This is a genomic window from Vibrio sp. 397 (assembly GCF_033339395.1).
GTDB classification, from domain to species: domain Bacteria; phylum Pseudomonadota; class Gammaproteobacteria; order Enterobacterales; family Vibrionaceae; genus Vibrio; species Vibrio alginolyticus.
In genome coordinates, this window is sequence record NZ_JAWOUN010000002.1 from 67,429 (window position 1) to 91,337 (window position 23,909).

27 protein-coding genes and 1 pseudogene are annotated in these 23,909 nt (G+C 43.2%); 9 read left to right on the plus strand and 19 right to left on the minus strand.

Translation table 11 applies throughout. The annotated features are described in order from the left end of the window. Nucleotides 1-63: 63 nt before the first annotated feature. Entirely contained in the window at nucleotides 64-525 is a 462-nt protein-coding gene (locus R7P36_RS03395; RefSeq protein WP_213899967.1) for a carboxymuconolactone decarboxylase family protein, read from the plus strand. Nucleotides 526-629: 104 nt separating this feature from the next. Continuing rightward, entirely contained in the window at nucleotides 630-1,370 is a 741-nt protein-coding gene (locus R7P36_RS03400; protein WP_170960428.1) for a helix-turn-helix domain-containing protein, read from the plus strand. Between the two features lie 119 nt (nucleotides 1,371-1,489). On the opposite strand, the pseudogene R7P36_RS03405 reads toward R7P36_RS03400, so the two are convergent. Both R7P36_RS03405 and R7P36_RS24785 read right to left on the minus strand, forming a co-directional pair. After that, nucleotides 1,490-1,642: pseudogene (locus tag R7P36_RS03405) on the minus strand (YcxB family protein); the annotation flags it as partial. 235 nt (nucleotides 1,643-1,877) lie between these two features. Continuing rightward, nucleotides 1,878-2,075, minus strand: coding sequence for a transposase (locus tag R7P36_RS24785; protein ID WP_033906523.1), 198 nt, complete (start codon nucleotides 2,073-2,075; stop codon nucleotides 1,878-1,880). Between the two features lie 352 nt (nucleotides 2,076-2,427). On the opposite strand from R7P36_RS24785, the gene R7P36_RS03410 reads away from it, so the two are divergent. Both R7P36_RS03410 and R7P36_RS03415 read left to right on the plus strand, forming a co-directional pair. Beyond that, a complete protein-coding gene (locus tag R7P36_RS03410; RefSeq protein WP_033906564.1) occupies nucleotides 2,428-2,976 on the plus strand; it encodes a DUF6795 domain-containing protein in 549 nt (182 codons plus the stop codon). Further along, nucleotides 2,976-4,172 (plus strand): lipase family protein, encoded by a 1,197-nt coding sequence (locus tag R7P36_RS03415; protein ID WP_318122011.1) that lies wholly within the window; start codon nucleotides 2,976-2,978, stop codon nucleotides 4,170-4,172. The genes R7P36_RS03410 and R7P36_RS03415 overlap by 1 nt, the downstream gene beginning before the upstream one ends. Before the next feature lie 310 nt (nucleotides 4,173-4,482). On the opposite strand, the gene R7P36_RS03420 is transcribed toward R7P36_RS03415, so the two are convergent. From R7P36_RS03420 to R7P36_RS03440, 5 genes are all read right to left on the minus strand, one after another. Beyond that, nucleotides 4,483-4,653: a hypothetical protein gene (locus R7P36_RS03420; RefSeq protein ID WP_162564176.1), complete on the minus strand. Its 171-nt coding sequence runs from the start codon at nucleotides 4,651-4,653 to the stop codon at nucleotides 4,483-4,485. 343 nt (nucleotides 4,654-4,996) lie between these two features. After that, the gene (locus R7P36_RS03425) at nucleotides 4,997-5,491 is read right to left on the minus strand and encodes a YcxB family protein (protein ID WP_213899966.1); all 495 of its coding nucleotides are present in this window, start codon (nucleotides 5,489-5,491) and stop codon (nucleotides 4,997-4,999) included. Between the two features lie 224 nt (nucleotides 5,492-5,715). Next, nucleotides 5,716-5,976 (minus strand): DUF5062 family protein, encoded by a 261-nt coding sequence (locus R7P36_RS03430; RefSeq protein WP_005376453.1) that lies wholly within the window; start codon nucleotides 5,974-5,976, stop codon nucleotides 5,716-5,718. Between the two features lie 82 nt (nucleotides 5,977-6,058). After that, nucleotides 6,059-7,135, minus strand: coding sequence for a threonine aldolase family protein (locus R7P36_RS03435; RefSeq protein WP_213899965.1), 1,077 nt, complete (start codon nucleotides 7,133-7,135; stop codon nucleotides 6,059-6,061). 137 nt (nucleotides 7,136-7,272) lie between these two features. Further along, entirely contained in the window at nucleotides 7,273-8,133 is an 861-nt protein-coding gene (locus R7P36_RS03440; RefSeq protein WP_213899964.1) for an immunity 49 family protein, read from the minus strand. A 356-nt stretch (nucleotides 8,134-8,489) separates the two neighbouring features. On the opposite strand from R7P36_RS03440, the gene R7P36_RS03445 reads away from it, so the two are divergent. The 3 genes from R7P36_RS03445 (at nucleotide 8,490) to R7P36_RS03455 (ending at nucleotide 11,923) form a co-directional block, all read left to right on the plus strand. After that, nucleotides 8,490-9,104: a PolC-type DNA polymerase III gene (locus R7P36_RS03445; protein WP_005376459.1), complete on the plus strand. Its 615-nt coding sequence runs from the start codon at nucleotides 8,490-8,492 to the stop codon at nucleotides 9,102-9,104. A 173-nt stretch (nucleotides 9,105-9,277) separates the two neighbouring features. Next, complete coding sequence (locus R7P36_RS03450) at nucleotides 9,278-11,038, plus strand: ABC transporter ATP-binding protein/permease (protein ID WP_154204331.1); 1,761 nt, start codon at nucleotides 9,278-9,280, stop codon at nucleotides 11,036-11,038. A 492-nt stretch (nucleotides 11,039-11,530) separates the two neighbouring features. Continuing rightward, nucleotides 11,531-11,923 (plus strand): hypothetical protein, encoded by a 393-nt coding sequence (locus tag R7P36_RS03455; RefSeq protein WP_005376463.1) that lies wholly within the window; start codon nucleotides 11,531-11,533, stop codon nucleotides 11,921-11,923. A gap of 40 nt (nucleotides 11,924-11,963) precedes the next feature. Here the strand turns inward: R7P36_RS03455 and R7P36_RS03460 are convergent, their stop codons facing one another. From R7P36_RS03460 to R7P36_RS03475, 4 genes are all read right to left on the minus strand, one after another. Next, nucleotides 11,964-12,968, minus strand: a complete 1,005-nt coding sequence (locus R7P36_RS03460; protein ID WP_213899963.1) for a metal-dependent hydrolase — start codon at nucleotides 12,966-12,968, stop codon at nucleotides 11,964-11,966. A 328-nt stretch (nucleotides 12,969-13,296) separates the two neighbouring features. Then, nucleotides 13,297-13,755: a hypothetical protein gene (locus R7P36_RS03465; protein ID WP_005388759.1), complete on the minus strand. Its 459-nt coding sequence runs from the start codon at nucleotides 13,753-13,755 to the stop codon at nucleotides 13,297-13,299. A gap of 93 nt (nucleotides 13,756-13,848) precedes the next feature. Continuing rightward, nucleotides 13,849-14,877, minus strand: a complete 1,029-nt coding sequence (locus R7P36_RS03470) for a phospholipase A (protein WP_213899962.1) — start codon at nucleotides 14,875-14,877, stop codon at nucleotides 13,849-13,851. Nucleotides 14,878-15,103: 226 nt separating this feature from the next. Continuing rightward, the gene (locus tag R7P36_RS03475; RefSeq protein WP_047101474.1) at nucleotides 15,104-15,607 is read right to left on the minus strand and encodes a DUF2938 domain-containing protein; all 504 of its coding nucleotides are present in this window, start codon (nucleotides 15,605-15,607) and stop codon (nucleotides 15,104-15,106) included. 84 nt (nucleotides 15,608-15,691) lie between these two features. Between R7P36_RS03475 and R7P36_RS03480 the strand changes: the two genes are divergently transcribed. Next, nucleotides 15,692-16,099 carry a helix-turn-helix domain-containing protein gene (locus tag R7P36_RS03480; RefSeq protein ID WP_031778925.1) on the plus strand — a complete coding sequence of 136 codons (408 nt, stop codon included), beginning with the start codon at nucleotides 15,692-15,694 and terminating at the stop codon, nucleotides 16,097-16,099. Nucleotides 16,100-16,171: 72 nt separating this feature from the next. Here R7P36_RS03480 and def read toward each other — a convergent pair whose 3' ends face one another. From def to R7P36_RS03510, 6 genes are all read right to left on the minus strand, one after another. After that, a complete protein-coding gene (def, locus tag R7P36_RS03485) occupies nucleotides 16,172-16,678 on the minus strand; it encodes a peptide deformylase (protein ID WP_005388756.1) in 507 nt (168 codons plus the stop codon). Between the two features lie 234 nt (nucleotides 16,679-16,912). Then, nucleotides 16,913-17,377, minus strand: a complete 465-nt coding sequence (locus R7P36_RS03490; RefSeq protein ID WP_017635325.1) for an ABZJ_00895 family protein — start codon at nucleotides 17,375-17,377, stop codon at nucleotides 16,913-16,915. A gap of 32 nt (nucleotides 17,378-17,409) precedes the next feature. Further along, entirely contained in the window at nucleotides 17,410-17,739 is a 330-nt protein-coding gene (locus R7P36_RS03495) for a YceK/YidQ family lipoprotein (protein ID WP_017820979.1), read from the minus strand. A gap of 416 nt (nucleotides 17,740-18,155) precedes the next feature. Then, complete coding sequence (locus tag R7P36_RS03500; protein ID WP_213899961.1) at nucleotides 18,156-19,601, minus strand: AGE family epimerase/isomerase; 1,446 nt, start codon at nucleotides 19,599-19,601, stop codon at nucleotides 18,156-18,158. Between the two features lie 113 nt (nucleotides 19,602-19,714). After that, nucleotides 19,715-20,251 carry an AAA family ATPase gene (locus tag R7P36_RS03505; RefSeq protein ID WP_149192057.1) on the minus strand — a complete coding sequence of 179 codons (537 nt, stop codon included), beginning with the start codon at nucleotides 20,249-20,251 and terminating at the stop codon, nucleotides 19,715-19,717. Between the two features lie 294 nt (nucleotides 20,252-20,545). Then, nucleotides 20,546-21,889, minus strand: coding sequence for a magnesium transporter (locus tag R7P36_RS03510; protein ID WP_033906508.1), 1,344 nt, complete (start codon nucleotides 21,887-21,889; stop codon nucleotides 20,546-20,548). Nucleotides 21,890-22,104: 215 nt separating this feature from the next. On the opposite strand from R7P36_RS03510, the gene R7P36_RS03515 reads away from it, so the two are divergent. Then, nucleotides 22,105-22,980 carry a universal stress protein gene (locus R7P36_RS03515; RefSeq protein ID WP_318099296.1) on the plus strand — a complete coding sequence of 292 codons (876 nt, stop codon included), beginning with the start codon at nucleotides 22,105-22,107 and terminating at the stop codon, nucleotides 22,978-22,980. Between the two features lie 43 nt (nucleotides 22,981-23,023). On the opposite strand, the gene R7P36_RS03520 is transcribed toward R7P36_RS03515, so the two are convergent. Together R7P36_RS03520 and R7P36_RS03525 are read right to left on the minus strand one after the other, a co-directional pair. Continuing rightward, nucleotides 23,024-23,413, minus strand: coding sequence for a MazG nucleotide pyrophosphohydrolase domain-containing protein (locus R7P36_RS03520; RefSeq protein WP_005376487.1), 390 nt, complete (start codon nucleotides 23,411-23,413; stop codon nucleotides 23,024-23,026). A 26-nt stretch (nucleotides 23,414-23,439) separates the two neighbouring features. Beyond that, nucleotides 23,440-23,868: a PaaI family thioesterase gene (locus R7P36_RS03525; protein WP_017820983.1), complete on the minus strand. Its 429-nt coding sequence runs from the start codon at nucleotides 23,866-23,868 to the stop codon at nucleotides 23,440-23,442. Nucleotides 23,869-23,909: the final 41 nt, after the last annotated feature.

Here is a 23,909-nt window from a genome sequence, read left to right on the forward strand (position 1 = left end):
CGAAAATCTTCAATCTTTTGCTAAGAGCGTTTTTTACTATGTAAAAAACAGAGGAGAATGACCATGAAAAAACGACTCAACTATATTGAAGTAGCGCCAAAAGCAATAGAAATCCTATACGCTCAGGAAGCTTACTTCCATGAACAATTTAGCCAATCAGAAACTATGAACATGATCATATGGGAACTGGTTAAGTTACGCATATCGCAAATCAATCAATGTGCATTTTGTATCGACATGCATAGTAAAGATGCGCTTAAGTTAGGTGAAAAGCCGGAACGCATATGGGGGCTTAGTGCATGGAAAGATATGCCATTCTACAGCGCTGCAGAACACGTTGCACTAGGCTGGGCTGAATTACTAACTGCTGGCCTACCAGTAGATGATGATACCTATCAGCTGACCTTGAATACCTTCGGAGAAGAAGCTATGGTCAACCTAACAATTGCGATCAACGCGATCAATAGTTGGAACCGAATAGTTAAGGCATTTAAGCCAAAGGTTGGAGTCTATAAACCTCGATAATTCTATTTGACGGTTCTTACTTGTAAGCCACTGCTTATACCTCAACTTAATAGGATGAAAAGTACATGTGTATCACTTTCTCATTTAAGTTGAGGTTAAATAGGATGATTCATTTGAACTTAGAATTTGATATTTTAAAACCTCAAAAGGCATTAGCTGGCTATGTTCAAGCCATTTGGTCAGCATCCGTCAAACCTGATACGACGCAAACCGTACGTAAACAATTACTCAGTGATGCTGGTACAGGTGTGGTATTCATTTTACAGAATGAAGTACAAATGGATGGTGAGTGGCAGACGCCGGGGGTTGTCCTACTGCCTATAAGCATTCTGGCACATCAGGTCTGCCTACCGCCAGGCGCGGTGATGACTGGCGTACGCTTTCATCCTGCTGTTGGTTATCAACTATTTGGTAAACGTCTAGAACAGCTATTGCGGATTCAAGACGACCACCCTTTGGCTTCTTCTGCACTAGCAACATTTGAGTCTCTGCAAACAGCGCGTTCGCCATATGCAAGGATTTCTACGTTATATCGCTGGGTTCAAACACTGATTGAGGAATATGAACCGCAGTATGTCGGCCACATTATTGACCAACCTACAGGGACCATCAGTCAGCGCCAGAGAGAGCGCAATTTTCAGAAATGGTTGGGGATTACTCCTAAACATTACCAACGCATTAAACGAGTGAAGCACACTTTAGAGCAACTCCGAGCGCAACCCGATCTTACTTTATCGGAGTTGGCGCTGGAGCAAGGTTTTTCCGATCAAGCACACATGACTAGAGAGTGTAAGCAGATTGCGCGCATGACACCGAAGCAGTACGTCCGAAAGAGAAACCTCTAAACCTTATTAGCTTTCTACATCAAACCCAATTGATTCAGAATCGACCATATACTTGTTACAATGTTCGATCATATATCACCTACTTTTTCGATCGCTCATTCCAGCTTGATGTGAGTTGGTTAGCTCGCTTTTGATGCCGCGTGCCGCTCTACCATAAACGCGATCACTTCTTCGCTTAAGCAAGATTTGCTGATGTATTGGCGTTGTTTACCAAGGTGAAGGATAAAGCCCAAATCAGTTTGTTCGAGTTGATAGATTTCATTGATAGCTAGGTAGAGTTGGTAATCATGCTGTTCAACACGACCACAGTATTCAGTGCTTTGGTCAGTCAAGATTCTCAGTATTAGCATAGGTCGAGATCCAACGTTGAAGTATTCTCTCTGAGTGCTTTTCTAAGGTTGTTAGGACTTTTATTACTGGCTCTAGTCAACTAAAGCTTGTACTTGCCTATCTGTCATCGGACTCTCAGCATCCTTTAACACCGCCCAACGAAGAGCTTTTTGCATGTCATTGTTTTTCGAGCGTCATCAACAGCCAGTGTAATAACTGCACAATATGGAACCAGTCGAGAGTAACATTCGCTTTCGGAAGCTCATCTTTGACACCACTCCAACCTGCCCAGGCACATCGATGAGCTTTATAGTGAACTCGAGGTATTTTCGCTGTGATATAGCAATGGTGCTGAAAAAGTTGAGATGGCGCCATGTTTTATCGGTTATAAAAAAACAACCATTTTCGCGGTAGCTATTGTTAACTGGTCTTCATGATAAGAATTCAGAATGAGACAATGAGTATGCAAGCTTACGAAATGGACGTGGATAGGTACTTTAACGAATAGCTCGGTATTTTTTTGCCAGAGGGAGTCTACTTATGTTTACCCCATGAAAGTAATAGACATGTCATTTACATTATTTTTTAAAGTATGCCTAGATATAAGCTTTGACATGACTTATTTTTGAGAATTGGGGCGGTCCTAGGCTAGCACTTGAGAGCATTAGGACATAGTATCGTCTCACGCGTGGATATGGGTTGACCTATGTACAATATTGGTAAACAAATGACTAAAATACTGGTTTCCCTTATGAGTGCCACAATATTATTGCTCTCAACAGGTTGTAACGCAGATATGTTTAATTTCTTCAAATTAAAAAAGTTTCAATACATACTTAGCTCAGAGATCACTGGTCGCTTATACTTAGACGGGAAAGCGTTTACTAGCGAGGTAGTTTATCTACACACGGCTTTTTCTAAAAACCGTTATATCACCGAGACAATTACGTCAGAAAATGGTTATTTTCATTTCCAACCTACATATCACTATCAGACGTTTAAAGAACCTGCCCTTCATGAATCCTCTAGCTACATTGGTATTTACATTTTTGTAGATGGCAAAAAATACTACTTACTAGAGGCTCGCTTTTCTGACGTGAAACCCTATGAATTTATTTCAGATAATCTTCTTGATTTAAGTTGTGAGATTAATTCGGACGAATATCGTTACTTTTTTAAAAATAAATTTGTTGAGAATGGCCTCGATCTTGAAATTATTAGTAGGTGTGATTTGAAAGGATTTTCTGAAAAAATATTACTAAATAAGGACACGTAATGGCAAAGTTAACACCAAAAATGGCTTCAGAAATAGCGGATATTCCTTACAAAGCTTATGAAAATAATGGCCGTTTTATCATGCCGGGCAAAAACAGTTTTTCAAATCACTTTTCTTTTTCTGAAGATGATGTATTTGATGGTTTTACAGGCGGTGTAGCGGGTTTATCCAATGTACCGGTATTGCGTAAAGTTATCCCTGGCTTGATGAGAACTTCAGAGGCGTTTGCAGTGGTTGGCACTGGTAAAGGTTCTACATTTGAGAATGAAATTGTCATTTCAATTCGAGGAACACAAAATGCTAATGACTGGATCACAAATGCGAATATAGGGGTGAAAGGATCACCAAACGGTTCGCCCGCTCATGCTGGTTTCAACAATTGTTTTCAAAGTCTTAGCCCCAAGTTGAAGCAGTATATTATGCAGATGAATCCTAAACCAAAACGTATACATTGCGTTGGGCACAGCTTAGGTGGAGCACTCGCATCACTTTGCGCTGATTGGGTGCGTAATGAGATGAAGCTCAGAACCACCTTATACACCTTTGGCGCTCCTAGAGTTGGTCTGGAAGCATACGCACGCTCATCGGAAAAGCTAAACGATGGTGTTTATCGATGTACGCATGGTGCTGATCCTGTACCCAAAATACCGCTTTGGCCATTTATTCATGCTCCAATCTCAACAGGCGAGTACCGCTTGGACTCTGGCACTGGGTTAAGCATATCAGCCCATTTGATGGCAAGAAACAAAAATCCGGGTTACTTAAACACTGCTTCCTCGGATTCTTGGGGAGCGTTGAAGAGGAAATCGAATGACCACTTATTTACCCCTATCCGTCTAAAGTATGAGCAACGAAATCAAGCTTCTTTTTCGGAGTATTGGGCCGATAGAATACAGGGCGCACTTATCACCTATTTGAAAGATGTGGCTCTTTTGTCAACGGTAACGATTCAAGCAGGCGTGATTGCTGGCTTGACCTTTTATGATTGGCTTTCAAGAAAGCTAGAAGCCGTTGCTAAATCATCTAAGCGCAATGAAGAGCAACTAAAAGGCTTATTAGGCCATATGCTTGTTTTTGCCGGTCACTATGGGACCATCGTTGAGGATCTATCCGCCCGATTCATTAGATGGGTTTTCGAAAGAACCATTGGACGACTAGTCAGAGTATCTAAACAAGCGATATCGTTGCTAAGTTAACCTAACCATTGCAATGGCATAGTAACGTGAATGCTTAGTTAGAGGTGAACTCGTCACCTCATAAGTTAACTGGTGACATTGACATAACGCCGCTAAATGGGATTCTTATTAAGCACTTTTTAGATGAAACTTTCTAACCAAATCGGGTCGCGATTTATCAAAACGAATTTGAAAATAATGAATTTTTCACTATTTTCAAATTCGTGATTAGGAGCCAAAATGTAGGTTTACAGTTTCAACTGTTTTTGGATTTCTGTTGGAAAAGTAACTTAAACAATTGACATTAAATAGATTTAATGGGAAATGGCTCTTACAAAACCCGAACTGCGCCCCCTTCCAAGCTGATGATGATGTAGGTTCGATTCTCGCTGTACACTCCATTCTCATAGGCTACTTTACCTAAAGCTTCGAACGCCTCCCATGGGGCTCGAATCGCAATTCCATGGATAGCCCCCTCAAATCGAATAAGTTTCTTCCGCATAGAAGTTACCTTTAGACGCATAAGTCCAACACTGGCCACATGAACTTTATTAGGGAAAACCCAACAAACTAACGAATGTCAAACCTTTGCCGAACATAGTAATCGAGCAAAAATGCTCTAGAAGTTGGCGTCATCACTGTAGGCTCACAATAAACTATCTCATTGTCACTTTTTTGGTTCAGTTTACACACTAACTCCGCAGCACACTTAAGGAGTCCATATACTGGAAAGACGCAACCAGAAACACCGAGTGTAGTGGTTCAGATTTTGAGTCTGAATCAGAGCTACCCCATAAGCATCAAACCCTAAGATCAAAAAAGCAAACCCACGGACTCGCTTTTTGTTAGCTCGCTTTTGATGCCGCGTGCTGCTCTACCATAAACGCGATCGCTTCTTCATTTAAGCAAGATTTGCTGATGTATTGGCGTTGTTTACCAAGGTGAAGGATAAAGCCCAAATCGGTTTGTTCGAGTTGGTCGATTTCACTCCAAGCGAGGCTGCGATCGATTTTACCGCTTTTGTAGCGCACGCCATCTGTATTCACTTCAAACACCACTTTACTGCCGCGGCTTGAGCTGATGGTTTGACGCCACAGCCACCAAGTTCTTTTGAAGTAAACGCTGCACGCTTCAATCACACTCAATACGATAAAGAACCAACCGACGTAACCGTTAGGTAGCAGTTCAAACTCCAATAAAACCACACCAAAGATAAGAAACAGCATCCCTTTTAGGTACGCTTGTGGGAACTTCGTTGGCTGGCTAGTTTGATCATAACACTCAGCAAAAAATGGCTTGTCGAGTGTGTATTCTGTAGTGAATTCGAAATCTTTAGACATGTATGGTTACTTCAAGGCTTCTATAAATGAGTATTCTTGGTTGCACTCTCGCAACGCATGCATTGTAGCGCTTCTCGGGATTTATCTTTAGTCCTTTTGATTCTGTTTTGTAAATCAATGATACCGCCACGCAAAAAGACCTCGGTGCTCTCGCCAAGATCAAACAAGGCGAACCATTTGGCTCGCCTTGCTAATTAACAACCTGTGTGACTTGTTGAGGTTTTCTACTTTAGAGGGTCGTTGTCTGGCAACGCACTGTGTATCCATACTGCCAGTCGGTGTTTGATGCTTGCGCCGTCTAGCTTGCTTTCCGGCAATGGCGTGATCTGTTTTGCATCGACCAAGAATAGGTAAATCGCTTTTACTCTTAGAGGTTGTGGTGACTGAGGAAGGTCAAAACCTTGTAGCTTCGCCATCTTCCCACCAATCTCTAGTGCCTTCTTAACCAGTTTGTCTTCATTGTGAAGCTTGGAGCTTTTTGACATTGATAAATCCTCTTCTTCGCTTCAATTAAGAATACATGAAGTGTCACGTATGGCGTGTTAGTAAGCTCGCATATTGATAAGTTTATGCCTTCTTACCGAGTAACTGATTGAAAAACGACCTTAATTCGTCATCACCAAGATTGAGCAGGTAGTCACCAACATACCATTCAACAATCGATTGATTTGGATGTGCCGTGACTTGCGGGTTACCAAACCAAATGCCCTTTTCCGTGGCAAACGTGTATTGGAGTTCTTTCAACTCTTCACAGCTAAATGGCAGGATAAGGTGCAACATGTTTGCTTGAGGCTGGGTTGGTCTTACCGCCAAAGGTGGGAACTCTTCAATGATCTTGTAGATTTGTTTTGTTCGCTCAAATAGAACCGGCATTTGTGACAACCTTTCATCAAACTGCATTGCCGCAGACACCACATAAGGTGTTCTGTGATACAGGTTGCCACCTTGCCGCTTCATCCACAATGAAGCCAGTTCAATGAACGACTTTGAGCCAAGCAACATAGATCCACCCATGCCGTTGATGCCTTTGTAAAGTGAAACATAGGTCGTATCAAAACCAGCGGCGATCTCGCGGTATTCTTTCTGATAGTAAGCTGCGGTTTCCCAAAGTCTTGCGCCATCCATGTGGAGATGAATGTCATTTTCGGCACAGTACGTTTTGATTTCTTCCAGTTCTTGCCATGAAGGTAGCTGACCGCCAATTTCACGCATCGGGAGTTCGTAAAGTACGGCTGCGATTTCATCCGGCCACGCAGTGAGATCCTCAAGCTTCCATGTTTGGTAAGGGTTCCCTACTGGCAAAATACTAAAGCGATGTTGAAGCTGATAGCCTTGTTTTTCATGCACCGGAATATGGCTAGATGCGTGCATGGCGACAATAGGATTGCGCTTTTGTCTTGTGACAATTTCAAGCACTGTTGGCTGCGTCATCGTCCCTGTTACAACAAAAAGCCCTGCCTCGTAACCCAGCAGATCGGCAACCTTTTGCTCGAACGCTTGAATCGTTTCTCCCTCGCCGTAGACATCATGATTCACATTGTTTTCTTCACACCACTTTGCCATTTTCGCAAAGTGTTCGGCTGGAGAGTCTTCTTTATTGCCAGGGAGATGGGTATGACAAAGCTGTTTTAGGTGAGCGCTCATTGTTCTGTCCTTTGAATCAAAGCTTCAACAATGTAACTTGTTAAAACGGAGGCGTAAACTGCATTTTCGCGATGTGTTTTCTGCGTATGCTTCCATGCTGAACCTCCGATTGGACATAGATTTAACTTAAGAGTGATTTACGCAGAACGAAGATCATGCTCACCGTAAACAAGCCATTTCGGTAAATATGCGGCTTCTGGAATCGTCCAACCATACTTATCGTATGCCAATGCAGCAAGACCAGTCAGTTTCAGAGAAACATTTCCTTTTGGCGAATAGCGAACATCTTCATTCATGTAGAACTGGTAATGCGCCTCTAACGCATCTCTTAGTGCTTTTTGATAGTGTTCCTCATCGCCATCGATAATGGCAACAAACACATTCACAAATGGAATAAACAAAGAATGGACATATGGCACTCTGGTTGACTCTAAGTATTGCGGGGAGGATTTCTCCATCACAGTTTGCAATAGCTCAGGCAACGCTGATGAATTACCAAATACACCGCTAACGAATTCGACCAGGGCAACATTAAACGGCGTCTTTATAGACACTAATGACTCATCCATGATGGTCATCAGCTCTACGCAGCGCCAATCTCTCGCTGCCATCGCTAAACAGATTTCATCCAACCATGCATCCATTGTTCCTCCTGCAACAGAACGGTTACCCACTTCCGAAAAGTGTCGGTGCCCAACGGAGAATTCAACAACTTGGTCTGAATGATTGGCCAGCAAGTACACGTTATTCAGTAACTCGAGTGCTCTTTTTATATAAGCTGGCGAGGCCTGATGTTGTCCGAATTCGGAAGCAGTGAAGAATGCATCAAGCGAATACCAAGCGTCGCTACTCATTCTTTTGAGAGGTTGCTGATAAAAAGATTGTTTTTCATCAAGCATTCTTTCCCAGAAGCTGTAAAAATTTTCATCTTCCTCACGAAAAATACGCAATTTTCTTTCTTCAGGTATATCTAAATAGTGATTTTTTATTGTTTCCATCGTTCCCTAGCCTCGCATTATAAGTTGTTCTAATTTTTTGCTGTGATGATATTCACCCTCTAAATCAAGCCGTGAATGATGCCGAAGTTGATTTATAAAATCAATTTATAATCAGTATGTTGTATCGAAAGTTAATGCTTAATTGAAATGAATCGAAAAGCCGAAAAACATTTGAAATATAAGGCTACCGCACAAGCCGCGATGGGTAAGCCAGAACGTACCTGTCCATAAACAGTGGACGACGAACACTGACTTTGTGGAGTAAAGATAGACAGATATTCACCATTGTGTTCGCCTTTCTTTTTCTGTCGCTTTCGATAATACTCTTGCGCAACATTACTCAGCTGGAAAATTTTATGCCTCAAGCAAACTCTGTGGTCGTACTCGACTTTGAAACCACAGGTCTCTCTCCTACTTTAGGTGATCGCGCAATAGAAATTGGTGCAGTAAAGTTAGTCAATGGCGAGGTTGTCGATAGTTTTCAGCAACTCATGAATCCCGGTTTCAGAGTGAGTTCTTTTATTGAGAACTACACCGGCATTACCAACAATATGTTGCGATCGGCACCAAGCTGCGAAGAGGTAATGGCGTCATTTAGTGAGTTCATTGCTGGCGAGAACCTTATCGCTCACAACGCGTCCTTCGATAAACGATTTTTAGATGCAGAGCTTGAACGAATCAACTGTGGTTATTCGGGTGAGTTTGCTTGCTCCTTACTGGTAGCAAGACGGCTCATTCAAGAAGCCCCATCACATAAGCTAGGTGAACTTGTTCGCTATAAAAATATCGACAACGACGGTGTTTTCCACCGTGCACTAGCCGATGCGCAAATGACAGCCAAGCTTTGGCTCTTAATGGTCGAAGGGATAGAAAACTCAGGCGTCGAAAAACCAAGTTTTCAGTTGATGCAAACAGTTAGTAAAACAGCCAAAGGAAAAGTCGACCTGCTACTCGCCAAAAGCCGTGCGTAACCCCCTCCGAACTAAAAGCTGGTTCTAGTCTCTTCGACGTTTAAGTGATTTTCGATATACATGCGATATTGGTTATCCCAGTGAACTTCCTAATCCGAAAGCGGTAGTTCGCTGGTCTCACCAACCAAACTGGCTTACTATGCCAGGTACCTAAAACGCTTTGTGAGTCACTCATGAGCAGAAAAAATAACAAAAATCTCAGCATTCTTCTTAAACTCAACACCTTTATTGCACCGTATAAATGGCGGGTTGCGGCGGCCTTGGTTGCCCTTGTTGCGACAGCAAGTTTGACGTTATCCGTTGGCTATGGAGTACGCATACTTATCGACCAAGGCTTTGCTCAGCAATCATTGCAAGAGCTTACCAATGCGATTCAGTTTATTGTCGGTGTCACATTGTGTATTGCCATTGGGACTTTCTTTCGCTTTTACCTTGTCTCTTCCGTAGGTGAGCGCGTTAGTGCGGATATTCGCCTTGCGGTGTTTAACCATGTGATTACGCTGCATCCGAGCTATTTTGAGACCAACAGTAGTGGCGACATTATGTCGCGCCTGACTACCGATACCACATTGCTGCAAAGCATTATTGGTTCATCGTTCTCGATGGCGATGCGTAGCGCTTTGATGTGCTTTGGGGCCATCGTAATGTTGTTTGCCACTAACGTTAAGCTCACGCTGATTGTGCTTGCTTCTGTGCCTTTGGTTTTGGTACCAATTTTGTTTTATGGACGACGCGTGCGTGCGCTCTCTCGCAAAAGTCAGGATTCAATGGCCGATGTCGGAAGCTACGCTGGAGAAGCGATAGAACATATTAAAACCGTGCAAAGTTTTAGCTCAGAGTCGCATGAACGAGCGGCTTTCGCTGTCGAGGTGGAAAAAGCTTATGAAATAGGTAGACAGAGAGTAAAGCAGCGAGCGATCCTGATATCAGGCGTTATTGTGATTGTGTTCAGCGCGATTGCAGGTATGCTTTGGGTAGGCGGCAGCGATGTGATTCACGGAAAAATGTCTGCGGGTGACCTAGCCGCATTTGTGTTTTATGCCATTATGGTTGCCTCATCGACTGCAACCATTTCCGAAGTCATGGGTGAATTGCAAAGAGCCGCAGGTGCTACCGAACGGCTGATTGAGATCCTTCAAGTAGACAGTGATATTAAAGCGCCAAGCAACCATTTGCCTGTCCGTTCCGACATGCCTGCTGAGATTAACTTTAATTCGGTGAGTTTCAACTACCCTTCTCGCCTAAATCAACCAGCAATCAAAGAATTAAATCTAACCGCTGAACAAGGAAAAGTACTGGCGTTAGTCGGCCCTTCTGGTGCAGGTAAAACAACACTATTCGAACTACTGCAACGATTTTATGACCCACAGCAAGGGCAAGTGTTGTTTGGTGGTGAAGATATTCGACAGTTCGACCCAAACGAGCTTCGACGTCAAATGGCGCTCGTACCACAACAACCAGCGCTGTTTAGCCATGATGTTTTCCATAATATTCGCTACGGTAATCCTGAAGCGACGGATGAACAAGTTATCGAAGCCGCGAAAAAAGCCCATGCCCATGAGTTTATTGAGAAGCTTCCCGAAGGCTATCACAGCTTTTTAGGGGAGCGCGGCGTTAGGCTATCGGGCGGACAAAAGCAGCGTATTGCGATTGCTCGCGCGATTCTAAAAGATCCAAAAATCTTACTGCTAGACGAAGCTACCAGCGCCCTTGATAGTGAAAGTGAACATCACGTTCAACAAGCACTTGAAGCTCTAATGAAAGGACGCACAACGCTGATTATTGCTCATCGTCTTTCGACTATCCAACATGCGGATAAAATTGCGGTGCTCGACAATGGCGAGTTAGTCGATGTCGGTAACCACCAATCATTAATGCAAAGCTGTGAGTTGTATCAGCGACTTGTGGCATTGCAATTTAAGCACTTGGAGTAACGCCTAGTTAAGCGTTCAAAAGTAAGCAAAGGCGGACCAAATAATTTAATAACAGGAGTTTAACGATGTTTTTGTGTCAGTCCAGCGAGCCTTGGCGAGACTAAGAATCTAGCTCTGAGTGGTTAATGAGATAATTTAGACCATGAAGAGCTAGGATAGAAGATCCCACATCATGTCCCATCGTCGCTGTACAAGGTGACGAAATACAAAAGATGCCACTCGCAGTTAAACGAGCGGCATTAAACCAAGCAGCTCGCCTTTTAACAAAGGAATTCCAGTAAGAATCCAGTAACCAGCGTATTCTCCCTTCAACTAGAAATACTCGTTCACAACTACCATATAAAACCCAATCAACTTCATTTGTAACAATTCAGGTTTCAAAAATAGGAAATCATTACTGAAAAAGTTTACCGCGTTTTGTGTTGCTATCTATGGTTACAATGTTTGAGACATCAATGCCTTCAAACCAAGCAACACAAAAGCGGCACCGATATGAACAGCGAAGCGAAACAACTATTTTCTTATCTATGTCAGCGATACGATGCGCTTTCTCAAGAGCTTGAGTCTCGCCCTTTTCCTGAATTTTCTGAGACTATTACTCATCCTCTTGGGCACTGTTTAGTCCGTTGCCCAGCAGGTAGCCAACGCTTTTCTATTGTAGCAGTCAACTTTGCACCCTCCGTTCGCGGGCAAGGCGTGCTTACTGCATTTATCGACTACATCAAAAGCAATCCTTACCACTACCAAGGTGTTGAGGTTGCAATCATTGAAAACAAGAACTTAGCTAAACGGCTTTTGTCTCTTGGCTGGAAGTACAAGTCCCTGTTTGGCAAGATTTTCTTCGCTAGCAAGCCGACCCTAGTAAAGGACTTTCAGTCTGCGTAATAGTTATTACGAAACCGCATCGACATCCAAAGTAAAACCATCACTCAAAATCCGTAAGCATGTTGAAAAAAACTTGGCGATCTTCTGCAGTACTTCCTCGATGAGCAGTGTATTCAACGTGCGCGTCTGCGCTGGCTTTTGGGGATAGATTGATGCCCCATAACGCATTAATTTGGTTTGGTACGATGGAATAACGCATATCAACAATTCGCATTTCATTATTCGGATCCTTCGCTACAAAACCGTTTGAAAACCAACGGAAACGTTCGATGTCTTTTGCTTGTTGCGATTGCGGGTTTAGCCACGGAAATTGCTCTTTTATATTTAACTTTGGAGTTGATTCGCCAGGGTAAATTTTTATTGAACGCCCCACCCTTACGGCATCTACATAGTAGCTCTCTTCCGTTTCATAAATTAGTTTCCAAACCAAAAGATTGCTGAAACTTGGTTTGGCTTTTAATTGTATAGCGTTGTGTTGTCGCTCTTTGACGATTTCCCAACCAGCTACTTCTGCTCTATCTCGTTGTATCGTTCCAAGACTTAGGTAAGCCAGGCACCATAAAAATGCAATGCGGGCATAGTTTGGGCTTCGCTTCAGTGCAACAAACAAAAGCAATATTAAAATAGGGAGTGTGAACGCGGGGTCGATTACCGAAATAGTGTTCCAAGCATAACGCGTGTTGCTTATCGGCCATAGAAGCTGTGTTCCATAACTGGTGCATGCGTCTAATAACGCATGGGTACTATAACCAAGCGCGCAGTAAAACCAACTCTGCCGGAAGCTTAGTCCTCGCTTTTTTGCGAACAATGGATGCAACACCAAAGCACAAATGAAACTACCAAACGGGATAAACAAGAGCGAGTGAGTAAATTGGCGATGGTATTCCAAATACAGCAAAGGATCAGTTGAAGAACGGATGAGCACATCTAAATCCGGAGCCATCCCAGAGACCACGCCCAACACGCCAACAACTGCAAGGTTTCGCTTGTTGCTCACGGCCAGTGGCAAAGCTGCACCCAATAAACCTTGCGTTAACGGATCCATCGTTCACTTCCTTTAGATAGATGAAGCTCAGCTGGAAAGCGTACACGCTCAATAGTCGGTTCCAATTTAAAAACCAGAAGGTTCTTCGACATAAATTATCCGCATTTAAGTGGAAAACAATACACGACTTAGTCATGCATTTGCTTGTTTAGCAACAAACACCTTGATTTAGTGTAAGAAGGAATCACGCCGTTCGCTAGTGAACGAACAAATCTGAGTCTAGGCTTGTTTGGTATTTCAAACCCGAAGGTTTATCTGACGCGAAAAAACAAGGCGATCCAAATGGCTCGCCTTGTTTCTAATTTACTGAACGATAAACGACAGGTGTTTAGTCTTGAGGATTCTCTTTCGCGTTGATTTCAGCGTAAGTGTGCAGCAGCTCCGTCAATGTTTTTACCCACGCAAAAACATCCGAAGGTGCATTTTCGATTAGTTTTTCCACTAGAGCACAGTGTGTTTCTAGCGTGATGGCCTCTTCCAAACGGAATGAGATCGCGTAGAAATGCCAAAGCACCAATCGCGTCATTCGCTCGCTATTTTGCTTTGCGTTGTCTGAGTCATCAAACGCTTGTTGAATTTCACTCAGTGCGATTGCTGTCATGCGTAGCATTGCATCAAGACGTGCAGACAACATGCGGTCTTCACTATCCACTTCTTCTTGATCAAAAGTGAACAGCTCATTCATCACGTCTTCTGGCACCATTTTACTGATCATACGAGCACTAAACTCTTCCAGCTCATGGCGAGGCATAGTTACAAGACAATCGAAGGTGTAATCACGAAGCATAAAATCACTCTAGGTTAGAAATCAATTTCAGCCTCGCATTCTAAATATTGAAATTTCAATTGCCAGTGTTAATTTCTATCCATCTACGAAAAACTACAAAACACCGTTGATTGCAATACCAACACCAATCCGCTGCTGATTATGATCATAGTCGATCAAGCTCTTACCATAACCCGCTGAGTATTGTGCGTACCCCTGAACTTTGCCCCAAATCGGAAATGACACACCCAGTTCTGCAAAACCCTTATGTGTTTGAAAGTTCTGGCGACCTAAAAAGGTAAACTCGTAACCATTCCACTTGTAAGCACTCGATAGCTCAAAGTGTCCCATATAGTCTTCGATATCCGGGTTATCATCACCTTTGGGATCATTAGGCGATGTCTTTTCATCTTCAGGTATACGCCACCAAGGCTGGATAGAAACCGCAAAATTGTCTTTTGCAAAGGTTAAGTTGGCATAGACACGGTTCCAACTGCGCGATAGCTCCTGTCTCTGACCGTTAGACTCATGTTCAATACCAAAACCTAACCAAGTCGAACCATCAAGTGGTTTCCAGTCTGTTGGGGTGTAGTAAAAAAGCTCTGGACGATAATTGGTTTCACGGAATGGACGAGATGCTGCACCCGTGTATACCTGCCAAAATGATTTAAGAGTCATTCCAAAAAACAGACCATCGCCATCAAACAACAAGTCATCATAGTTCATTGGTACTTTAAAACTGATTTGGAACTCCGCCTCTTCCTTACGCAGTTCATCGCCGTATTTGGTGTCGGCATACGCGCGTTTATTTACACGATCACTGTATGTAAACGGAAGAATATAGTTAACGCGATGCGCGACTAGGCTAAACGGTTCGAACGCGTTTTCTCGTTCTGATTCCAAACGCTTGTCGACCAAACTTTCCTGAAGTTCTTCAGGCTCTTCAATTTCTGGATCAGCGGGCACTGTGCTGGTTACTGTGTCAAGCTCACACTGCGCGCGAATGCTCTTTATGGTTTCTTCACTTTTGCTTTGCTTTATTTTGTCTAGCAAACATAAATCATAAGCACTGGCTGTTTCTCCCATCGCAACTGGCGCTGCCAATAAACTCAGTATTGATATCCCTGCCACTTTTGAAGCCATCTGAAACCCTTAATATTCTTTATGTCAAACCAGATAATTTTAGTTTTTCTTGGTAAACCGCTTGCCATTCTGACGTTAAGGCAATGTTAAATGTCCGCCGACTTTACGTCTTGGATAAATGCAACAGACTTTAGACATATCGGTCAACTATGATCAAAGCGCAAAAAACAACCAAGAGTTGAGCATCATAGATAAAAACCACTCGTTTGCATGATGCTCATGTTATCTATGCAAAATACTGGCTCGTAACTTTGATTGCAAACCCGGCTATGAATAAACCCAAACCATAACCCAAATGCGCCAATGTGCTAAGAAAACGGGCTTTCCAAGGTGTTGGGGTTTTACTCGCAGCAAAACCAAATCCTAGACAAGGTTGAATGACCAAAAATGGGAAGATCAACGTTACCACGCCTGTAATTAAGCTGGGCATTAGACTGGGCTCTACCAACCAATGATGACCAAAAACAGTAACGTGAGCCAAAGCGAAAGTAACGCCGATGGCATAATGAAAAAACCAGCCCAGTGACTTTTCTCCCGGCATCGCCTCTGACGCCATAATTGGCGCATGCATAAACTTTCCTTGGGGCATGTACAAAACCCAGCGCGCAACCAACGCATAGTTTAATGAAGGAATACCAAACACTCTCCTTTGTAACCATGCCCATAAATCCATTATCAAAGTGGCACCAATCCCTATTAGCACCGCTTGCAATCCCATTAAAAGCAGCATTTTTCTCTCCTCAAGTTTTTGATTTGTTAAGGTCTTAGTTGCATGCTACAACTTAAAGCCAACTTGAAGTCAATGGGGAATAATATGGATATTGCAGAAGTGGTTAGAAAATCAGGATTGCCGACTTCAACGCTCAGGTATTACGAACAGCTGGGGTTAATTCGCTCGATAGGAAGGAATGGATTGAGACGCCAATATTCACCAGAGGTACTCAATACACTCAATTTAATTAGTTTGGGGCGTATCGCTGGAATATCGCTAAACGAAATGGCAGAAATGTTGAATCAATCAGAAGTTTCAAAGCCATATATCGATCGTGACTTACTAACGAAAAAGGCACTTGAGATTGATGAGCAAATAAAACGTTTGAAAGCGGTGCGAGACAGCCTAAACCATGTTGCCACCTGCCCTCATGAGTCACATATGGACTGTTCTTCATTTCAGAAGCTTATGAAGGTCGTAAAGCGTTATGTCCCCCAAAAGCAGAGATAAACCGCTCTCCCTACCGTCCTATTCTTGATTTACAAGGAAGTAACTCGCGGTTGTGAGTTACTTCCTTTCATATTACTTAGCTTGCGATTTTACGTACTTCTTCACTTTTTTCATCGCCATTTTTTGCTTTAACGGTGAAAGGTAATCAATGAACAAGTTACCCGATAGGTGGTCAATTTCGTGCTGCATCACAATCGCCAAGAACTCATCGCTCTCGATTGTAATCGGGTTGCCATCACGGTCTAGTGCAGAAACAACAACTGACGTGTAACGCTCTACATCTGCGTAGTACTCAGGAACAGATAGGCACCCTTCTTGACCAAGTGCTTTGTTTTCTCCGCTCACCACTTCTGGGTTAACCAAGATTAAAGGATCATTGCGTTCGTCAGAGATATCGATGACAACAACCGCCTCTTTTCTGCCTACTTGGGTTGAAGCTAAACCGATACCATTTCCCGTTGCGTAAAGTGTTTCTAGCATATCGTCTATCAGCGTTTGTACTGTCGATACATCAGTGACTTTTTCTGCTTTTACTTTAAGCCTTGGGTCTGGAATGGAGAGAATTTCGAGGACTGCCATACTTACCTTTCATATCTATAAATCGTAATTCGTGGCGAATTATACACACGTTTCTTGATACATAAACCTGCTAAGCTATCTTGCGCACAAGGCATAAACCATTAACTCAAACTACAACACAATCAATGGGTTTGCCTTTTAGACAAAAAATCCTACAAACAGGAAACTAAAACGCCAGCACATTATGGCTGGCGTCTTGTCATGATCCTAATTGAATCGTTTGTTGTATTTTATCTACTGACTTTCCTTGGCTTTGAGTAACACTCTAATCGCCATTTTCTCACCACTTTTTAAAATTAAGTAGGCGATGCCAATCGTTATTAGCATTATGATAGCAATAAAAATACTTACCCCACCGAGCTCAGATAATAAATAAAACGGAGAAATATCTAACGACATTAAGATAAGAGAGAACACTACCAAACTTGCTAAAGTCCACAGTAAAACAGCATACCATCTTGTTTTTGATGGCATTACATCTCCAGTCTTGTAGCCGAAGTAATAACCAACACTCATGGCTGGGATTAACGTGCTAAGAAAGCCTGTACCACTCATTTCTATCCCAACAATATATTCAATGGCCAACAGCAATGCAGCCCAACAAACGGACGCCAGACACAACAGAGACGTAACAAGAAGTACCGATGGTGGCTGGTTTATTTCTGATTCTGAATAGTTATTTTTTAATTCCACTTTCATTTCTTTCCATTTATTTGAATAAAATAAGCGTTTTAGATCATGCTTCCGCTTGGACAACCTAGAGAAACAACACCGCCATAACTCGTTGTTGGCGTAACTACCATGACTAAATCAACAGGAAGAAACACAACGTCCGTTGCTAACGACAAAGGAATGTCAATCAATGATAGTGGGTATAACGCGATAGAAGTAATATCAGCTCTTAAATAGCAAGGTTGTCGTGCGACTGATAACGCGGTGCCTGAAAACGGCTTTCCGTATCCGCCACCAGCATGCGCATCTATAGACGAACACCCCACCATTAAAGATGCTGACACCACAAGAAATACAACTTGTAGCTTTTTAAATAGTTTTATTTTCATTTAACCTAGATTCCAACTAACTATTATTTTTACAACTAAACCCTCTCTCAAATTGTATGTTCAATGAATTTACTCATATGGGCCAAGTGCAACCATGTTAATACGTTCTATGTATTAGAAACAATTCATTTATTTCCAATGACACTAGTGAGATCATGCGACGTGATTGGAATCTCACTTAAGTTTTCATGGATCTATCGCGCTGAAAATTGAAGCCTCTACCTGTCATAGAATAAAAAGCCGTCAAAACCAGTGGTTCTGACGGCTTTTTGTAAGCGCCCCGTGGGCAATACCTACACCATTACTGCTTGAAGCTTATCTAGTGACAGACCTAGATAGCTAATAGTCGCACTTGCTGTCGGAGGATTTTATTGGCTTTTACGCGGACTTTAACCAACACATCACCATCGACCAACCTAAGGTCGAATATTGGTGAATGTCGCGATGGTGACTCCATCACTTTGTGACGACAACGATTTTACGTCTGCGCTAAAGTAATACGGATTAAGTGGCATTTTACTCTCGGCTAGTCGCGCGTAGTAAAGCTTGGCGGGCTGTTTTGCCATTTGTTGCGCGTACAAATACCCGACCAACGCATGTTCAAACTGGTGGTAACCATTTCCCCAATGGAACGCTTTGGTTGATTTAGGACTCAGACCGACTCCTCCATATTGATGATCCACCCATACGTCCATAAAAGTGGGTAACGTGTATTGAAGCGTTTCTTTCATCGAACCATCAACAAGGGAAACTGTCATCGCCGCTTGATCGAGCTCTGCCCATTCCCAAGACGAGCTATAATGCTTGTGCGGTCTTGATTGCCAAGCAGGAATGCTCTCTTGCGTCCATTTACTCTGCCATTCTGGTGAGAAAAGCGCTTTGACTTGCTCAAAGTTTTGCTGGTATTGCGCTTGTTTAAGTGTGTGTTTCATTCCTTTGAAACCAAACTCTGTCCAATTGGAATTCTCCAACAACTGACCAGTGAGATACGTCATCCAATACGCTTTGATGGTGTGTCCAAAATCATTGTGTTTCGCATCTGGCATCATTACCGCTTTGTGGTGTATCGCGCCATAAAAGCGCCGCTCTTTGTCGGAGTGGTAGTTATCCAGCATCACTTGCGTCAGCCACTCCAGATCTTGTTTCCACTTGGCTTGCGCTGGTTCTGGTAAAAGTGGCGCCGTTAACAACAGGTAGCCATTAATTTGGTCAAGTTGAGCGACTAGCTCTTGCTGCTTCGCACTTTCCCCATCACCGTCTTTCAAAACCCAAGCCAGACCGCGATCATCGCTTCGTCGGTATTGTTTAAATATAAACGCTTGCTGGTCGATAAGCGCTTGTTCGACCTTTGGATCTTGAGTCAAGTAGTAGTACATCGCCAAACCCACTAAGGCGTAAGCTTGGTCTTGAGAAGTTCGTTGTTGCCACTCCATCCCCGGTTTCCCACTACGCGTAAAGCTCACAAACCCGCCGTTTTTCTCATCTTGTAGATGATCAATCAGGTAATAAGCCCCTTTCTTTGCTAGCTCTAATGCTTGCTTGTCACCCGTAAGATGAAAAAGTACGCCATAAGCGTAAGTTTGGCGCGATTTCATGCGGGTGTACTCGCGATCGAAGTGCGGGCTAATCCACCCTTTGTTTAATTCTTCACACGGCTTTTGTGGGTCGAGAATGACACCGTTATCACAACGAAAAGTCGGAAAATTCCCCGCAGGTTGTCCATGCGCGCTTTCCATCATCCAATATGGGGCTAGGCCATTCGTCACATGGTTTAACCAATCATCCCCCGAAGGCAGGCCTACATCAGCAAAGCTGCTCATGCTCGTCGTTGCGAGCAATAAGGTAAGATATTTAAAAGACATAACACTCAATTAAGTTATTGAATTTTATCCAGTATAAATAACTCCCTTTACGCATATTGTCGTCGTGGTCACAATCGCCTTACGCATTTGTTTGCATCAATCATCTTTCAGCCTTATTCGATGATTGAGCCGCGAATAAACGCTACTCTGTCTTCGACTGACATTTTGGGCACTTCGATCAATTGATAACCAAATTTGTGATAAGCGCTGGCCATCTGTTGATACGTAGCCACCGCTTCAGAAAAATCTTGCTTTCGCTCTTCGTCGTTGCTGAATATCGATGCCCAAGGTGGAAAAATGAATACTTGAGAATGATAACGAAGCATCTGGCAATGCGTGATGAGCTCATGCGAGATTGGAAGTTGTTCCAACTTACTGTAGCCATATACGTCCACAATACTGCGATCAAAAAACACGTCCCCTTGGTGGGCATTGAAAGCTCGGTAATTACTCACTTCTGCCTTCATCATTTCGTCTCGAAAAGCTTGTTTGTCATTCCAAGGTAATGCTGAACCGTGATTGGCAACCTGCGTTTGTATTACTTGACGGCCGGTTTCTGGCGCGCAGATAAAGCCTTGTGTTTTTAGTTGTTCGATAACCGAGGTTTTTCCTGCACCGGGGCCACCAGTGAATACGATGAGTTTGTTCAAAATCTTTTCCTTATTTTTTTGTTTGAGTGAAGTAATGCGTGTACAGCCAAGAAAATTGGCATCATTTGGCGTTTGAAATTGGCATGGCATTTGGTACGCCAGCGTTAAGCGAGATCGTTAGTGGAAAGTTTTGGGGTAGAAATGAGCAGTGGAAAATATTGATGAAATAAAGCTTAAACGGCGTGTTCAGCGTTTATGAAAAACGGAGGAATTTTGAGCGAACCAAACTTGCCCAAAATATTGAGTTGAGAAATGAAGAGATTGGATCATTAGGTTAACGCGTCAATTGGCTTTCTATATCAAGAAAATGGCACCTAAGCCTAAGAACGCAAAGAAACCGACGACATCGGTAACGGTCGTCAATACTACCGAGCCAGCCACGGCGGGGTCAATGTTAAACTTCTTCAACGTGAATGGTATCAACGTCCCCGATGCCGCGGCCGCCAAACTATTGAGGAAAATTGCACAACAGATAATAAGCGCCAATGGCCAAGAGTCAAACACCATGTAGACGACACCCGCGATGACTAATCCCATGATCAAGCCATTAATGGTGGCGATTTTTAATTCCTTATTCACCAATAGCTTCAAGTTACTTTGGTGCAAGTGGTTCAATGCGATACCCCGAATGGCCACCGCTAAGGTTTGGCTACCTGCGATGCCGCCCATACTCGCCACAACGGGCATTAAGATAGCAAGCGCAACGACTTGCTCGACCACATTATCAAAAAGCCCAATGATGGCGGAGGCTACGAAAGCGGTCAGCAAGTTAATCACCAACCAAAGTGCTCTTAGCCTTGTAGCCACGCTTAATGGTGTAAACAAATCTTCTTCGCTTCGTACGTTTTCTGCCACTACAGCTTGTAGGCTGAGTTCACGCAAGGTAATCGCGATGGTCGCCATCGACAAGACGCCCATAATTTTGCCACCAGCCATGATAGGAAACCAATGTGCTCCACCATCAATCGAGACTTGTTTGCTGACGCTTTGAATCGTTTGAATATCTTCTAGAATTGGCGTAACTACGGTCAAGTCGGTAAGTTTGATATGATTTTCGTGCAGCAACAGGGTTTGCGGCTCTATCGTACCAATCACACCACTTGCATCACGCACAATAATCAACCGCACTGGACTTTGCCCACGTTTTAGCAGCTCGGTTTTGATGCCTCCTACGCTGTTTTTAGGGTTTGCGACCAGAAAGTGAGGCTCGGCATAACGTCCAACTTTGTTGTCTTCATACGACAATGCTTGTTGGATATGCGCGACAGACTCTTCACTTTGATCAATAAGGTATTCATCTACAAATTCGGTCGGTAGAAAGTCCGCAAAGATGATCAGTTCAGAATCAGTTATGTACGCCAAGCGTTCATGTTGTAAGTCTTTATTGAGTGATTGATGAATGTGCTTGGCGGTGTCGTATCGGAGCAAATTTAATACCGTCCAATACTTCTCAGGCGGCACTGCTTCTATGACACGTTTACGGTAAGCAATGTTGACCGATTCCAAAATGTTCGCAATCTGTGCTTCTTGATAGTCTTTCAAAAAGCTCAAGTCTTCGGTCGATTCTATCGCTTTAATGATCTCAGCAAGCAAATGTGGCACTTTGCGGTTAATTTGCAATTGGTTGGAATCTATCATTACTTTTACCTATAGCTTTCACTACCACATTCGCCACATTGACGATATGTGCTATCCGAAGGCATGAATTCTTGATGTTAAAATTCTAGGCGATAGTTGACTTAATTGCGGAATTTATATTTCGCTCGCAGAAACAAAACGCCTCTGCATCAGTTCATGGTATAGACTTGAATGTGTGTCAGGCTCATTCGCCTTGTTTGATAATGGAGTAATCAATGGCACCTGTATTTTTTCTGACTCAGCAGGCCGCCTTACCAAGTCGTAAGGTGCTTCGTAAAGTGATTCAATTTTCGACAGCGCTGGCTCAGCCTATTGTAGTTTTAGTGGAAGACCATCGCCGAAGTGAAGATCACGCATTCGCTCATTTTCTCAGTTTCAACTCTGACCATATAGAAAAAAGACAAGCTGAGTTTGAAGCTTGGACCTTAAAGTTCAACGCATTAATTTTCGAACTTTGTGAAGAAGAAGAGCTTGAAACACCAACGCTCTCTTACGAGCATTTCAAAGGGAGCCATTGGGTTGAGCAAGTTGCGAAACGACTTGTTGACCACACTGACTTACTGCTCGTGGGACACTTTAACAAACACGAGATTCAAACGATGCTCACAGAACTAGCACAACAAGATTGCGACTTGTTGCTACTGAGTGAGCGGTCATGGCCTTCTCACGCCAACATGCTTTGTGCAATCGACCCACTTCATCGAGGGGATGAAAAGTCGATAGTAGATAAAGCCATCGTCTCGCGAGGCTCAAAATTAGAACAAACCTTAAGCGGGAAAATGACGCTCGTTTACTGCCGATACGTCGCACCATACCTCTCTCGCTATCGTGCAGAGATATTAAGCAATCAAAAAGCAGGCATTACAGATTTTATTAGTGCGCAAAAGTTAACGCGAGTTCCATTACTATTACCGGAAGGAAACCCTGAAACGGCGTTACCAAAAGCAGTTAAGCAATCACAAGCAGCGATTTTGATTATGGGGGCATGTAAACGAAGCATGTCATCTCAATTTTGGTCTGGCAGCACTGTAGACACGTTACTTGATCAACCACCTTGTGACCTACTGTTGGTCAACAGTTCCAAGGGCTGACTAGGTATTCCCTATTAACCAACCCTTTCAATACCAAGCGCAGTTATTGGCTCTTTACATCTTCTAACTGCGCGGCTTCGTGCTCTGCGTTCAAGGCTTGTTTCTGCTGCTGTTTTATCTCATCCCAACTGCGTCCCGACTCAATCGCAGATACACGCTGATCGTATTTGTTGCAGGCTCTTTCGAGTACTTTCTCAGGATCTATGCCCTTTTCTCTTTCCAGCGCTTTTAATACGTTAAGATAGTTCCACAACACATCGCCTAACTCGTCTTCCAAATGACAAAGGCGATCCTCACGAATCTCTTCGCGGACTTCATCAACTTCTTTGCCAATGGCCTCTAGATAAGTCTCTACGCCTTTAAACCAAGTGTTGGTTTGGTCATATTGAGATTTTCTCGTCGCAATTGCATACAGCTCATCAAATTTCTTCATTGCCTCTCCGTAGAACACGTTTTTATTTATGCCTTTTTAGGACGAATAAACTTCCCTTTAGCCGTCACTCTAACTTCGCTATTGACCCGCAATTGAGCCACCAGTTGATATATACCGCGTCGTTCACCTTCACAGTGTGCAGTAATCGTGACTCGATCATCTAACTGAATAGGTGCATGGTAGCGCACATCCAACTGCGCCGTAAGGGCTTGAATGTCTCTAGATAACAAACAATGCGTCATTGCACCATCGAGAAGCGAACTGGCAATACCACCATGCAACAGGTCTGTGTAACCTTGATGACGCGGTAAAACGTGAAACTCTCCGACAACAGAACCATCGGCTAGGTATTGGTAGTTCACGGCCAAAGAGTTCGGATTCACATTAATTGAAGAACAAACCGCACATTGATGATGAGATTCGTGAGTGTAATGACAGTAGCTGTTTGTGGACATGATAGTTACTCGGTTTCTCAAAAGATTAATTAGCATATGCC